Origin of the sequence: Actinosynnema sp. NPDC023658, assembly GCF_040639995.1 — a bacterium.
Lineage (GTDB): Bacteria > Actinomycetota > Actinomycetes > Mycobacteriales > Pseudonocardiaceae > Actinosynnema.
The window spans coordinates 1-13,681 of sequence record NZ_JBFAAX010000138.1 but is presented as its reverse complement, the minus strand read 5'-3'; the positions used below and the strand labels follow the sequence as shown (position 1 = coordinate 13,681).

Annotated in this window: 13 protein-coding genes; 3 read left to right on the top strand and 10 right to left on the bottom strand. The window is 70.0% G+C overall.

The window, feature by feature from the left end:
- The 3 genes from AB0G02_RS17285 to AB0G02_RS17275 form a co-directional block, all read right to left on the bottom strand.
- On the bottom strand, positions 1-464 hold a 464-nt coding region (locus tag AB0G02_RS17285; protein WP_360794912.1), incomplete at its 3' end, for a hypothetical protein.
- 378 nt (positions 465-842) lie between these two features.
- Entirely contained in the window at positions 843-2,372 is a 1,530-nt protein-coding gene (locus tag AB0G02_RS17280; RefSeq protein WP_360794909.1) for a multicopper oxidase domain-containing protein, read from the bottom strand.
- Positions 2,369-2,677, bottom strand: coding sequence for a hypothetical protein (locus AB0G02_RS17275; RefSeq protein ID WP_360794906.1), 309 nt, complete (start codon positions 2,675-2,677; stop codon positions 2,369-2,371). Before AB0G02_RS17275 ends, AB0G02_RS17280 begins: the two co-directional genes overlap by 4 nt.
- A 167-nt stretch (positions 2,678-2,844) precedes the next feature.
- Between AB0G02_RS17275 and AB0G02_RS17270 the strand changes: the two genes are divergently transcribed.
- On the top strand, positions 2,845-3,285 hold the full coding sequence (locus AB0G02_RS17270) for a MarR family transcriptional regulator (RefSeq protein ID WP_360794904.1): 441 nt from the start codon (positions 2,845-2,847) through the stop codon (positions 3,283-3,285).
- 76 nt (positions 3,286-3,361) lie between these two features.
- Here the strand turns inward: AB0G02_RS17270 and AB0G02_RS17265 are convergent, their stop codons facing one another.
- Positions 3,362-4,552 (bottom strand): hypothetical protein, encoded by a 1,191-nt coding sequence (locus AB0G02_RS17265; protein ID WP_360794901.1) that lies wholly within the window; start codon positions 4,550-4,552, stop codon positions 3,362-3,364.
- Positions 4,553-4,645: 93 nt separating this feature from the next.
- Positions 4,646-5,068 (bottom strand): VOC family protein, encoded by a 423-nt coding sequence (locus AB0G02_RS17260; RefSeq protein WP_360794898.1) that lies wholly within the window; start codon positions 5,066-5,068, stop codon positions 4,646-4,648.
- A 90-nt stretch (positions 5,069-5,158) separates the two neighbouring features.
- On the opposite strand from AB0G02_RS17260, the gene AB0G02_RS17255 reads away from it, so the two are divergent.
- A complete protein-coding gene (locus AB0G02_RS17255) occupies positions 5,159-6,154 on the top strand; it encodes a YafY family protein (protein ID WP_360794895.1) in 996 nt (331 codons plus the stop codon).
- Positions 6,155-6,184: 30 nt separating this feature from the next.
- Here AB0G02_RS17255 and AB0G02_RS17250 read toward each other — a convergent pair whose 3' ends face one another.
- Positions 6,185-6,367 carry a hypothetical protein gene (locus AB0G02_RS17250; protein WP_360794892.1) on the bottom strand — a complete coding sequence of 61 codons (183 nt, stop codon included), beginning with the start codon at positions 6,365-6,367 and terminating at the stop codon, positions 6,185-6,187.
- 385 nt (positions 6,368-6,752) lie between these two features.
- On the opposite strand from AB0G02_RS17250, the gene AB0G02_RS17245 reads away from it, so the two are divergent.
- Positions 6,753-9,329, top strand: a complete 2,577-nt coding sequence (locus AB0G02_RS17245; RefSeq protein ID WP_360794889.1) for a tetratricopeptide repeat protein — start codon at positions 6,753-6,755, stop codon at positions 9,327-9,329.
- Between the two features lie 67 nt (positions 9,330-9,396).
- Here AB0G02_RS17245 and AB0G02_RS17240 read toward each other — a convergent pair whose 3' ends face one another.
- The 4 genes from AB0G02_RS17240 to AB0G02_RS17225 form a co-directional block, all read right to left on the bottom strand.
- Positions 9,397-9,846 (bottom strand): HIT family protein, encoded by a 450-nt coding sequence (locus AB0G02_RS17240; RefSeq protein ID WP_360794887.1) that lies wholly within the window; start codon positions 9,844-9,846, stop codon positions 9,397-9,399.
- A gap of 347 nt (positions 9,847-10,193) precedes the next feature.
- The gene (locus AB0G02_RS17235) at positions 10,194-11,630 is read right to left on the bottom strand and encodes a PKD domain-containing protein (protein WP_360794884.1); all 1,437 of its coding nucleotides are present in this window, start codon (positions 11,628-11,630) and stop codon (positions 10,194-10,196) included.
- Complete coding sequence (locus tag AB0G02_RS17230; RefSeq protein ID WP_360794881.1) at positions 11,630-13,114, bottom strand: PKD domain-containing protein; 1,485 nt, start codon at positions 13,112-13,114, stop codon at positions 11,630-11,632. Before AB0G02_RS17230 ends, AB0G02_RS17235 begins: the two co-directional genes overlap by 1 nt.
- A 132-nt stretch (positions 13,115-13,246) precedes the next feature.
- A complete protein-coding gene (locus tag AB0G02_RS17225; RefSeq protein ID WP_360794878.1) occupies positions 13,247-13,600 on the bottom strand; it encodes a hypothetical protein in 354 nt (117 codons plus the stop codon).
- Between the last annotated feature and the right edge of the window lie 81 nt (positions 13,601-13,681).

The following is a 13,681-nucleotide window of genomic DNA, read 5'->3' as shown; positions in this document are numbered from 1 at the left end:
GTGGAGCCGGTGTTGGTCACCGTCACGCCGGTGTTGAAGCTGCCGGGCCAAGCGGTGGTGGTGGTCGTGGCCCTGCACGCGTAGTTCAGGTTGGGCGGCAGCGGCCCCATGTTGGAGTAGGCGCCAAGGGTGACCCCCGTGACGCCCGGACCGCCTGCGGTGAGGTCCACCCAGCCGAAGTCCCGCACCGAGATCAGGCGCACCTGCTGCGGCGTGCTCCAAGTGGTGGGCGTGAAGACCAGGGTGTGCCGGGACGGCACGATCAGCGTCCCCCTCGGGTTGGGCAACAGGTTGATGGTCACCGTGACCGACGCGGTGGGTGGCGCGGAGAGGGCGAGGTGGACGGTCGTGCTGCCCGAGCCGGGCATGTTCGCGTAGGTCGCGCCGTTGCCGTAGTCGACGACCACCGAGGGGAGGTCGTCGGCCGAGGCCGGGGTGACGGTGACCAGCGGTGCGGCCAGCACTGCGAGAGCGGCGAGTGCACGACGGAGCCGAAACATGAGGGAGCCTCCCGAGAACCCGACGCCGTCGTCGGGCTGGATCGATTATGGAAAACCCTTCGCATGGCGACAATCCGCCGTACGCCGCTACCGACCGCGTCCGAACCGCAGTCGTCAAGCCGGCTGTCAACCGCGTACGCGCGGCCCGAAACCTGTGAGGCCCGAGGTCTCCATGACGGCGTGGCGCGCGGGTTGCCCGATGCGGAGATCACTGTGCTGTCGGTCGCGGCGGCGAGGCGCCCGAAGCTTGTCAGGGAGTGGACGACCCAGCAGGCCAGGAACCTCCCGCCGACCTCGGAACGCCCATGGAGTCCCTGCGCTTCCTGCTCCGCGACCGCGTGATCAGGCGGTCGTCACGAAGTTGCCCATCATCGCCATGTCCTCGTGTTCGAGGTTGTGGCAGTGGAAGACGTACTTCCCGGGATAGCCGTCGAAGCGGATCGCGATGGCGGCAACCTCGGCGGGCCGCAGGTCGATGGTGTCCTTCCACCCCGCGTCGAACGGTCCGGGGCCGCCGATGCCGCGGGACAGCACCTGGAACGGCGCGAGGTGCACGTGGACGGGGTGGTGGAAGTCGGTGACGAGCCGCCACACCTCGACGGTGCCGAGCCGGGGCGTGGCGGCGATGGTGTCCGGACTGAACGGCTGCCCGTTGACGAGCCAACCCATTCCGCCTGACGCGAAGTGCAGGGTGCGGGTGACCACGGCTTCGGATTCGGTGAGGACGTGCACCGCGGAGAGCCGGTCGGGCAGTGCGGAGCTGTCGGCCACGCGCTCGCCCACGCGGAACCGCATGACCCGGTGCATCTCGCCGTCGTCGAAGTCGTTGAAGAGGGTGACGAGCGTGCCCGGCGGGTAACGGGCGAAGTCGACGATCACGTCGAGGCGTTGGGCGGGCGCGAGCTCGAAGTGCTCGTGGCGGACGGGCGTGGCGAGCAGGCCGCCGTCCGTGCCGATCTGGACCAGTCCGTCGTCGGGCCGGGGGTCCAGGCGGAGGTCGAGGCGGCGGGCGTTGCAGGCGTTGAGGATGCGCAGCCGGTACTTCGCGCCGTCCACATCGGCGACGGGCCAGGGTGCGCCGTTGACCAGCATGACGTCCCCGAGCACCCCGGCCGCGTACGGGTCGGTGACGCCCGGGGTGTGCAGGAGGGTCGGGTCGAGGCTGGGGTAGAGCAGCGAACCGTCGGCGTCGAAGCTGCGGTCGGTGATCATCAGCGGTAGTTCGCGTGGGCCCGAGGGCAGGCCTAAGGCGTCCTCTTCGTCGTCCCGGACCAGGTGGAAGCCCGCCAGGCCGCGCCATACGCTCGGGCCGGTGAAGTCCATGCGGTGGTCGTGGTACCAGAGCGTGGCGGCGCGTTGGTCCAGCGGGTAGGTGTAGGTGCGGCTACCCACGCGGACGTCGCCGGACATGTCGGCGTGGTCGGCGTGGAAGCCTTCCGGGTGCAGGAAGTCGATCGGGTAACCGTCGCTGTCGGGTGGCGTGCGGCCGCCGTGCAGGTGGACGACTGTGGGCACGGGCAGGCGGTTGGTGTGCGTCACCACGGCAGTCCGGTTACGTCGGCTGACGATCGTGGGTCCGGGGAACGTCCCGTTGTAGGCCCAGATCCCGGTTCGGGTGCCCGGTGCGAGAGACACCACGGCGGGCGCCTGGGTGATCTGGTAGTAGTCGGCCTCGGCGTCGCTGCGGACCGGCTCCAGCACGTCGGGGATCGGGAGCGGTCGGGTGAACGCGGGCGGTCGCAGTCGGCCGCGCAGGAGGTTCCCGGTCGAGGCCGAGCCGCCCGCGCCGAGTGCGATCGGGATTCCCACGCCCAGGCCGACGCCCGCCGCCAGTCCGGCGCGGATGAACGCTCGACGGCTCACGGTGCTCATCCGCGCACCCACGCCCACACCGCGAGGGACACGGCGAGCAGGATCGTCATCACGCCCAGCGGGACGTGCGCGCCGATCACCCTGGCGAAGCCGAGGGCGATCTGGAGGGCGACGAGGCCGAAGATCCCGGCCGACGCGGCGATCGGCCACCACGGGCCGCGACCGGGAACGCGGACGAGCACGGCGGCGACGGTCGAGACGATCACGGCGAGACCGGCGAACGTCGCGTTCTCGCGATGGGTGAGCAGGGCGTCGTAGGTGCCGGAGAGGAACTGCCCGGCGAAGACCGCCTGGTCGAACAACATGACCGCAGCCATCACACTGGTGACGCGGAAGACCCAGCGTGGCCACGCTGGCGGCGCGGCGGTCCGGTCGACGACCGGATGCGGAGTCGTTGACGTGGTCAAGGTGCCCCCAGAACATAGATTCAGATGAATCGGATTCATCTGAATCTAACATAGGATGGAGCTCGATGTCCCAGCCGTCCCGCGCGAGCCTCCAGCTCGGCCTGCTCCTGCGCCAGTCGCACCGACGGGCCGCGGCGTCGCTCAACGACGTCCTCACCCCGCTCAACCTGACCGGCAAGCACTTCGGAGTGCTGCTGCTGATCGACCGCGACGGCGTCTCGACCCAGCGCGACCTGATCAAGGAGACCGGCAGTGACAAGGCGGGCATGGTGCGCACCGTCGAGGACCTGGAAGCCCTGGGCTACCTGCGACGGACCCGGTCCAGCACGGACAAGCGGGTCTCCGAGCTGACCCTGACCGACAGCGGGCGGACCGCGTTCGAGATGGCGAAACAACACGCCGCACGTGCCGCGCGGGACCTGTTCGGGCCGTTCACCGAGGCGGAACTGGACACACTGGTGGCCCTGCTGACCCGGTTCGTGGACGCCGGTCGGTCGGAGACCTGAGCGTCAGGGGCGCAGGCGGGTGCTGAACTGGGTGGCGGCAGCGTGCATCGCTGCAAAGCAGGCTTTGTCCGGGGCTTCAGCGAAGTCTCGTGGTCCTCAGGACGGGCGCTGTCGCCAGCGTCTCGGCGAGGACTGTCGGGAAATCGGTGGGTACCTCGGTGCCCACCGGCGGTAGCGGCTCCCCGCGCACAGCTCGGCAGAGCGAATACTGCGCATAAGCGACGTAGGCATCGGGTTCTTCGAGCGAGGTGAAGGCCAGTGCGGCTCGATACCGGCGAGCGAGCTCGGCATCCGACATCACCTCGACGAGCACCTCGGACGACTCGTCCTCCGCGGCGTTCGTCGCCAGGCTGCTCAGCCGCTGGAGCATCAACGCGGCGACCTTGCGTTCCGCCGCCGGTTCCGCGAGCTGATCGGTGATCTCCTGGACGTCATCCGGGTCGTACAGGTTCACGCCCTGGTTGATTCCATGCATGGCCCCGACACGGGGTACGAAGAAGTGACCGCGGACGCCGAAATGGTCGATGAGCGCGCCCACGGCCTCGACCGGCACACCCCACTCGGCGGCGACCCTGGCACCCGGCCACCACTGGTCACGCGTCAGGTGGACCCGGTCGACGATCCGCGTACGTTCGACCTCGACGCCCACGAGCACGTCGCAAAGCCATTCCGCGAGGTTCGACGCGTCCTCCACCCTCGGGCAGCTGATCTCCCCGGTCGCGGTGTGGAAGACGACATCGACCCCGTTCGGTTTCCCCATCTTCACGCGGTGGAGCACGGTGACCCGTCGCACATCCGCCATCGGCGCCCGCGTTCCCCCGAAAACCCGCCTGACCACGAGGAACTCCGGAGCCTCCCGTGGACACAGCGCGACCCAGCGGACCGCGGCCGACTCGTGGACGACCACGAACACCGACAGCGCCAGCCCGAGCAGGACCAGCGTGCCCACCAGCACAAGCGCCGCATACCAGGCGGCCGTGGCCCCGAAGAACCCCCACGCGGCAGGCACCAGCACGATCGTGAACGGAACCGCCATCACCGCCGGCGTGACGAGCCCGGCCGCCGCGTTGCCGCCCAGATGACGGGCCGCACTCGGCAGGAACACCAGCCGCCACCCGTCGGGCTTCTCCGACACGATCCCGGGTAGCGCCGATGACACGTCCATCGGCACAGCCTGCCCCGTTCGCCGCACCTGAGCGACAGCCAGCCGGACCAAACCCACCACACCCGCCCACGAGATGGTGGGTGATCCGACGCGGGCGATCACGCTGCACGAGGCCACCCTCACCAGCGGCGAGCGATGGTCCGGGGTCGGCTGGCAACATCATCAACACCCGATTCGGTGTTCATGAACCACGATCTACCGCGGGCTGCCGTGCGGGCGCGAGCGGGTGAACTTCTCGATGGCAGCCGGGGTGACCGGGGTGAAGAGGTTGACGAGATTGCCGTCGGGGTCGCGGAACAGCAGCGCACGGTTGCCCCAAGGCATCGTGGTGGGTTCGTTGACGAAGTCCTCCACGAAACCGGTCAGCCGCTCGTACGCGCTGTCGACGTCGTCGACGAGGAACTCGATGATGGCGCTGCGGTTGTCAGCCGGGAAGGCGGAGCCTGGCGCGAAGAGCGCAACGGTGCGGGTGCTGCCGATCGCGAGGGTGGCCGAGGCGCCGCGGAGCTCGGCGAAGTCCTCGTTGAGCCAGCTCGCCCGCACCTCGGTCACGCGCTCGTAGAAGGCGACGAGTCGCGCGACGTCGTCGGTGATGATGCGGATCGAGACGAGGTTCATGGGTTCTCCGTGGTCTATCGGTGCTGGTGATGGCAGGCTAGGACCAATACCGGACAGAATCCGCCCGGTATCTGGGCGAGAATGTCGGGCATGGCCCGTCCCACCGCCCGCGTGCTCGCCCTGCTGGAACTCCTGCAGTCGGGCGGCACCAGGACCGCGACCGAACTCGCGGACCGGCTCGCCGTGGACGAGCGCACGGTGCGGCGCTACGTCGACCACCTCATCCACCTCGACGTGCCCGTGAGGTCGGTGCGCGGTCGCCACGGCGGCTACCGGCTGGCTTCCGGCTACCGCATGCCTCCTCTCATGCTGAGCGACGACGAAGCACTCGCGGTGCTGCTCGGCCTGGTCGCGGGGCAACGTGCCGGCCTGATGACGGCCACGGGCACGGCGAGCGAGACCGCGGCGGCCAAGATCCGGTGGGTGCTGCCCGAGCGGCTCAGTCGCAGGCTCGACGCCGTGCTCGGCGCTCTCGCCTTCACCACCCCCACCCGCGAGCCGACCGCCCCGCACACAGCCGTCCTGCTCCCGATCGCCGACGCGGTGCGCCACCACCGGCCGGTCTCGATCCGGTACACCGCCGCCGACGGCCGGCACAGCGTTCGCGAGCTGCACCCGTACGGGCTCGTCAGCCACTCCGGCAGGTGGTACGTGACGGGTGTCGACCCCGCGATCGGAGAGGAGCGGACGTTCCGACTGGATCGCATCGCCAGTGCGCGGGTCCAGCCCGGCTCGTTCGAGCCGCCCGACGACTTCGACCCGGCGCAACACGTCCTGACGACGCTCGCCACCGCGCCGTACCGGCACGAGGTGGTCCTGTGGGTCCAGGGGACCGCCGAGCACATCCGCACCCGGCTTCCGGACGGCATCGCGATCGTGTCGGAGCCCTCGAACCGGGCTGACGCGGAGACCGAGCGCTGGTCCCGCGTCGAGTTGCGCGTGGAACGGCTGGATTGGCTACCGGCCGTGCTCGCGTCGCTGGACCTGCCGTTCGTCATCGAGCGACCGGACGAGCTCCGCGACCTCGTCGTGGCACTCGCGGACCGACTCGCGCGGTCGGCCCGGCGAAGCACGCCCGGCGCATGACGGACAGCACTTCGGCAGGTGACTTTCCGGTCAGGGGTGCTGGTCGCCACCGCGGGCGCTGGGGCCACGCAGGTTCCACAGCCCTTGACCGTGCAGAGCGGTGAGGACGTGGTCCTCCAGTTCCACCGCGGTGGCCCGGTCGGCGGTGGTGGCCCAGCACAGCCACAGGCCGGCTTCCCGCATGGCCAACGCCGCCCAGCCCTTGGCGTCCAACCGCTGCCCGGCGGCGGGCAGCAGGTCGAACCGGATTCAGACCGACCAGTCGGTCAACCCGACCACAGACCCGGGCAGGGCGACCGCCGGGCCACCGATCCCGGTCGGCAAGTCCACGAGAGTGGATGTCCGGCTGATCACGAATCGCTGGTGTCCGCACTTGTGCGTTGTGGCCGGTTGTGCGGGTGGGTTGTGCTGGCGGTCGGTCGGTGGTCGAGGTTCGGGGTGGATGTTGGCCGGTTCGGGCGACGATGGCGGCCCCGACTTGGTGGGACAGGTCGGCGTGGCCGTGGCCGGTTCGGTCGTCAACCAGGCGGGCCGTGACCTCACGGTGCAGGTTCCTCCGGCGGTCCCGGTGATGGAATCGGTGCCTGCGGTCGTGGGTGTGGGTCGGGTTCCGGCGAGTACGGACGTGTTCGTGGGCCGGTCGGAGGAGTTGGCGCGGCTGGACGCCGCCGTCTCCGGGACGGGTGGTCGTGCGGTCGTGGTGGCGGTGCACGGCCTGGGCGGGGTGGGCAAGTCCACGTTGGCCGCCCGGTTCGCCGAGTCGCACGCGAACCGGTTCTCGCTCGTGTGGTGGGTGACGGCGGATTCGCCCGCGGCGATCGAGGCCGGACTCGCGGAGCTGGCCGTCGCGATCGCGCCGGAGGCGGCGGTGCTGCCGGCGCAGCAGCGAGTCGAGCTGGGTGTCCGTTGGCTGGCCACGCACGACGAATGGCTGCTGGTGTTGGACAACCTGACCACGCCGGCCGACGCGACGGGGTTGTTGGAGCGGGTGCGCACGGGCACGGTGGTGATCACCAGCCGCCAGGGCACCGGGTGGCGCGGGATCGCCACCGTGGTGCTGGACGTGCTCACGAACGGGCAGGCGATGAACCTGCTCGAACGGTTGGTGCGGGCCGAGTGGCCCGACGCGGATCTCTCCCGCGCGGAGGAGTTGTGCGCGGAGTTGGGGTCCCTGCCGCTGGCGATCGAGCAGGCGGCGGCCTACCTGGCCCAGAACCGGATCAACCCGACCGCGTACCTCGATCTGCTCGGCAGGTTCCCGGCACGGGTGTTCACCGCCGCGGGGGAGGGTGGGGACGTGCGGCGGACGGTGGCCCGGGTGTGGCAGGTGACCCTGGACCGGCTGGCCGACACCCCGCTTGCGGGTGACGTGCTGCGGGTGGTTGCGTGGTGCGCGCCGCACGGCATCCCCCGCGCCTTCCTCACCGACCTCGGCGAGGAACCCGACGTGCACGAGGCGTTGGGGCGTCTGGCCGCCTACAACATGATCACCCTGACCGCGGCGACGGTGTCGGTGCACCGACTCGTCCAGGCCGTCACCCGCGCCCCGGATCCCCACGACCCCCATCGCCGCCCGGAGGACGTCGCCGCCGCCCGCGACGTCGCCGCCGCCTTCCTGTCGAACGCCGTGACCGGACTCGACCCGCGGTCACCCGCCGAGTGGCCCCGCTACGAACAGGTGCTTCCCCACGCCCGTGCCCTGCTCGGGCACACCAGCCCCGATACCGACACCCCTCACACCGTTCACCTCCTGGCTCAACTCGGCCACTACCTGGACAGCCGGGGCGACCCCGGCACCGCCGTCACCCACCACGCCCGCGCCGTCCACAGCTGCGAACGCCTCCACGGACCCGACCACCCGGAGACGCTGACCTCCCGCGGCAACCTCGCCAACGCCCACCGGGCCGTCGGTGACCTGGGTCGGGCGATCCCGCTGCTCGAAGCCGTCCTCGTCGACCGCGTGCGCGTCCTGGGTCCGGACCGCCCGAACACGTTGACCTCCCGCAACAACCTCGCCTACGCCTATGAGACCGCTGGTGACCTGGGTCGGGCGATCCCGCTGTACGAAGCCAACCTGGCTGATTCCGAGCGTGTCCTGGGCCCCGACCACGTGGACACGCTGCCCTTCCGCGGCAACCTCGCCAACGCCTATCGGGCTGCCGGTGACCTGGGTCGGGCGATCCCGCTGTACGAAGCCAACCTGGCTGATTCCGAGCGTGTCCTGGGCCCCGATCACATGGTCACGTTGACCTCCCGCAACAACCTCGCCTACGCCTACGAAGCGGTCGGTGACCTGGGTCGGGCGATCCCGTTGTACGAAGCCGTCCTCGTCGACCGCGAGCGCGTCCTGGGCCCCGAGCACCCGGACACGTTGACCTCCCGCAACAACGTGGCCTACGCCTACCACCTCGCCGGTGACCCGAGTCGCGCGATCCCGCTGCTCGAAGCCGTCCTCGCTGACCGCGAGCGCGTCCTGGGTCGCGACCACCCGCACGCGCTGGACACCCGCAACAACCTCGCCTGCGTCTACCAGTTCACCGGCGACCTCACCCGGGCGATCCCGCTGCACGAAGAGGTCGCCGCCGCTCGCGAGCGCGTCCAGGGGCCCGACCACCCGAACACACTGCTATCCCGCAACAACCTCGCGGGCGCCTACCAGGACAGTGGTGACCCGGGTCGGGCGATCGCTTTGTACGAGGCCACCCTCGCGGACTCCGAGCGTGCCCTCGGCCCCGACCACCCGCACACGTCCGCCGCCCGCAACAACATGGCCTACGCCTACCAGCTCTCCGGTGCCCCTGTTCGAGCCATCCCGCTGCACGAACAGGTCCTCGCCCACCGCAAGCGCACACTGGGCCCCGACCACCCGGACACACTGACCACCCGCCACAACCTCGCCGTCGCCACTCTGGCCACCGGTATCCCGGACCGTGCGATCCGGATGCTCGAAGCCGTCCTCACCGACCGCGAACGCGTGCTGGGTCCCGACCACATGGACACACTGGGCACGCGGACCAGCCTCGCCAACGCCTACTGGGACATCGGTGACCTGAGCCGGGCGATTCCGCTGCTGGAGGCTGTCGTCAGCGACTTCGAGCGGGTCATGGGCCCCGCCCACTCGATGACCCTGACCCTCCGAGACAGGCTCGATCGCGCACGCCGCCGTGATCAGTGATCCGGGGCGGACCCGTTCATGCTTCGCCGAGATGCACGCGCACGGCGGCATGAGCGGAAGTGACCGGTCAGTCCGTTGACGCGATAGCGTCTTTGACGGCTTGCGCGTCGCGGTCGAGGAGTGACCTCTCGCGTTCCGGAGACTCGGCCTTGAGGGTCCAGCCGTCTCCTGGGTAGCGAGGGATGACGTGAAGGTGGAAGTGGAAGACCGTCTGGAAGGCGACTTCGCCATCGCAGAGGAGGACGTTGATCCCCTCGCAACCCATGCGTGAACGTCGCAAGGCCCGTGCCATGTCATGACCGACCGACCAAACGTGGGCGCTAGTGGCTCCATCGAGGTCTTCAAGGCCCACCGCGTGCTTGCGTGGCACGACGAGCAGATGTCCGGGTGTGACGGGGTTCAGGTCCATGAAGACCACGACGGTCTCGTCCTCGTACACCACACTGGCCTCGGCCTGTCGCGCCACGATGGCGCAGAAGATGCACCCCTGCGCCGTCGATGTCGCGTTCGGTGTCATGCGCGCAATGGTCCCAGTGCCCTCGGACGGTTGCTACTCGGTTGCTCACCTTCATCGACCGCCAAGGATGTGGTTGGGGTGGCGGTCGAGGTTCTTGCGGGCGCGGTCGTAGCGCATGGTGGTTCGTGGTCTCGGTGTCCTTTGCCGTCTCGCCGCGCAGGAGCACCGACGGAACCGACAGCAAACCTCCGGGTCACCTTGTACAGCAGGGACACGATCACCCAGCCATGCTCCCAAGACGGTGGCACTCTGCCCTGCCGGCGACGATGACTTTGCAAGCGGCACAGGGCCTTGACCACGCGCCGGTACGCGGGGACGGGGCCGGTGAGCGGCCCCGTCCCCGATGGTCAGGGCAGGACTCGGGTCGCTGGCGCGATCGTCGTGTTGTCGCCGGGCGACGCGTCACGCACGCCAGCCGGTTCGGCCACTGCCTTGAACACCACGGCTCCCTCGGTCAGGTCGGCTGTGGTGAAGGTGTGGGAGAACGCGAACTTCACCGTGCCGAACGGTCGGGCGGGCACCGGTTTGGTGAGCGTGCCGATCGCCGTGAAGCCCGCCGCCGTGCCGCGGTAGAGCGTGACGGTCACCGACTCGTCGTAGCGGCTGGCGGCCACCGCGACCTCCAGCGACTTCGTCGTCCCGACCCGGGCCGACGAAGGGGCGCGGAACCCGGTGATCCCCACGTCGTGGGTCCGGACCCGCACCACCTCCGAGGTCGTCGCGGTGCGGTCGCCCCACGAGCTGATGGTCAACGTCGCGGTGTAGTCACCGTCCGCGGCGTACCGGTGGTCGGCGTAGGACACCCCGATCGGCGTCACCGACGTGCCGTCACCGAAGTCCAGCCGCACGATGCCGTTCCCGCCCCCTTCCGGGTCCCACGACTGGTCGACGAACCTGATGTCGTCGAACACCGACGGCTCGGTCGGGTAGTACTCCAGGTGCGGTTGCAGCGGCTGGGCCTCGCGCAGTGCCAGGCTGACCGCGTCGCCGCCCGAGCTGGGCGCGTTGAGCAGGATGTAGAGGGTTTGACCGGCCTCGGCGCGGAACAACGTCCGGTAGCTGTCGACGCACGACACCTCGGTCAGGTCGTCGAGGGAGTCGCCGGTGAAGACCGCCGCGACCGCGTTGTAATCATTGGGCGTGGAAGTGGCGATCAGCAACGACTGGGACTCGACGGGCGTGTAGCGGTACCACACCGACGGCGAACCCAGGTTCCCGTCGCACGACGCCCGAGGCTCACCCGGCTGGGTGCCGGCCGCCGCCAGCACGGACCCCCCGACGAACGGCAGGCTGCCGATGACCTCCGCGCCGGCGAAGTCGTCGTTGGCCGGTCTGGGCACCTGCTCGACGGTCAACGGGAAGCTGCCGTACCAATGGGATCCGGTCACCTTCAGGTAGTAGGTGACCTCGGCGCGAGCGTCCAGCGCGCGGACTCCGGAACCGCTGTCGCACGTCCCGGTCACCGGGTCCAGGTCGCCGCGAACACCGGTGTAGAACGCCGTCTCCACGTACGTGCCGTGGAAGTCCAGCGTCACCGTCACGTCCTCGGCGGCGGTGAACGAGTACCACACGGAGGCGGGCTCGAGGTGCGAGCAGTAGTTCGGGTCGTCCGGGGCCTTCGTGGCCTCGGACAGGTCGACCTCGCCGGTGAACGGCAGTGCGGTGATCGCCGTGGCGTGGTCGAAGTCGTCGTTCGACGGCGGCTCGGCGTACGCCACACCGGTCACCGGCAGCAGCGACAGCGCGGCGGCGAACACCGCGATGCGCAATCCGTGTCGTGACATCAGATCACCTCGTTCGTCGTCGTCGTCGGCCGGACCACGGTCGCGGGCGCGATGGCCTCGTTGTCGACGGGCCGCGCGTCCCGGCTGCCGCCCGCCAACGTGACGACCGCCCGGAACGCGACACGACCGACCGCCGCGTCCGACGGCGTGAACGTGTAGTTGAACGGGAACGCCACCGATCGGCTCGGGTGCGCCGGCACGTACTGGGTCGCGCGGCCGACCTCCTGGTAACCGCCGGGGGTGCTCTTGTACAGGGTGACCAGCACGTCCTCGGGCAGCAGCTGGTTCCCGATCACGACCTCGATCGGCCTGGTCTGGTCCGGTCGTCCCCTGGCCGGCGCGGTGAAGGACAGGATCCGCACGTCGTGGGTGCGCACGGCGACCGTTCGGGTCGACGCGCCGGTGCGTCCGTCGGCGGAGGTGGCGGTCAGGCGGACGGGGTAGTCGCCGTCGGCGGCGTACCGGTGCCCGACCTCGTAGCCGGACGCCGTCGTGCCGTCGCCGAAGTCCCAGTCGAAACGCGTGATCCGCTGGCCCGCCTCGTCCCAGACCCGACCGGTGAACGTGACGCTGTCGAAGATCGACGGGTCGGCCGACGACCAGCTCAGGTCGACGTCCAGCGGCGGCGCCTCGGCCAGTGTGAACGTGGTGGGCAGGGCCTCCGGGCGGTGGTGGACCAGCTGGACCCAGTACGCCCGCCCGCCCGCGACCGGCACGACGCCGGTGTTCCAGTTCTCGCACATGACCTCGGTGAGGTCGGTCAAGGAGGTCCCGGTGTAGACGGCGACCGTCGCCTCGTAGTCGTCGCTGGTCTGGCGCAGGACGACGGACTCCGTCCGTGGCGCGGTGAGCGCGAACCAGGCCGACGGGCTCCCGGCCCCGTACGGGTCGCAGGACGGCGCAGGCTCGCCCTGTTCCACCGTCGCCGCCGCCAACCGGGCCTCGATCGTCGCGGGCACGGTGGTGATGGGGACGGCGTCGGCGAAGTCGTCGCCGGACGGCGGGAGCACGTCCTCGACGGTGAGCCGGACCGGGTACCCCGGCCAGTCGACGGCCACCTGGAGGTGGTAGGTCGTGCCCGCCGTGACGGGCAGGACGTTCGGCGCGTCCCAGCTGACGTGGCAGCTCTCCGGCACGACCTGCAATGCGCCACGCACCCCGGTGTAGGCCGCGATGTGGGCATAACCGATCTCGTCCAGGTCGACAGCCAGGAAGCCGTCGGCGGCGGGCGTGTAGTCGAACCACACCGTGGGCAACGACTCCGGCGTGCACGCCTGTGGGTCGTCCGCGGCCGCCGTTGCCTCGGACAGGCCCATGTCGATCGTGAAGGGCAGGGCGCTGATCGCGGTCGCGTCGTCGAAGTCGTCGTTCGACGGCGGTGCCGCCCACGCCACGCCGGGCAACAACCCCGCCAGGACGAGAACCGCGGTGACGACGGTGATTGCGGGCGTGCGTAATCGCCCGCGCCGTGAGGCCGAGTGCATCGATTTCCCCCTCGATTGTCAGGCCCCAACAGGAGCCCCCCGGGAAGAGATCGCTCGCCGGGCACCCGACGTCACGTCCGCCGCCGACTAACAACCCGTTCGCAGCAACGAGGTCACGGTCCGTGGCGGTGGTCAGTAGATGCGAGCCGACGAGTAGACCAGGTCGAAGCCGCTGTTGACGGGCGTGCCGCCGGCGTCGGTGCAGCCGACCAGGATGGTCGTGTCGTCCTTGAAGCTGTAGTCGTTGAACTGCACGACCGTGCAGCGGTTGCCCGGCACGGTCGAGGAGGCGTGCACGGTGCTGTTGATCGAGCCGTTCGCGAAGTGCGCGCGGTAGCGGCCGGTGGAGGTCCGGGTGACGGAGATCGGTGTCCCGCCGGACGCCCAGCCGTTGACGACGACCGGGCCGCCGGCCGCCGGCGATTCCGCGGTGACCACGTAGTCTCCGACCGGTTTGCGCGGGTCGTCGAACAGGTTCTGGGCCACGCCGAAGACCGCGGTGCGCGGGCCTGGTGAGGTCGGTGTCGGTTGTAGTGGTCCTCATAGGTCGTGAGGACTTGCCGTGCG

Coding starts and splice junctions, on each gene's coding strand:
- AB0G02_RS17270 (WP_360794904.1), top strand. CDS start 2,845: ATGTCCCAGCCGTCCCGCGCGAGCCTCCAGCTCGGCCTGCTCCTGCGC.
- AB0G02_RS17240 (WP_360794887.1), bottom strand. CDS start 9,846: ATGACACCGAACGCGACATCGACGGCGCAGGGGTGCATCTTCTGCGCC.
- AB0G02_RS17280 (WP_360794909.1), bottom strand. CDS start 2,372: ATGAGCACCGTGAGCCGTCGAGCGTTCATCCGCGCCGGACTGGCGGCG.
- AB0G02_RS17260 (WP_360794898.1), bottom strand. CDS start 5,068: ATGAACCTCGTCTCGATCCGCATCATCACCGACGACGTCGCGCGACTC.
- AB0G02_RS17275 (WP_360794906.1), bottom strand. CDS start 2,677: ATGTTGTTCGACCAGGCGGTCTTCGCCGGGCAGTTCCTCTCCGGCACC.
- AB0G02_RS17235 (WP_360794884.1), bottom strand. CDS start 11,630: ATGTCACGACACGGATTGCGCATCGCGGTGTTCGCCGCCGCGCTGTCG.
- AB0G02_RS17255 (WP_360794895.1), top strand. CDS start 5,159: ATGGCCCGTCCCACCGCCCGCGTGCTCGCCCTGCTGGAACTCCTGCAG.
- AB0G02_RS17230 (WP_360794881.1), bottom strand. CDS start 13,114: ATGCACTCGGCCTCACGGCGCGGGCGATTACGCACGCCCGCAATCACC.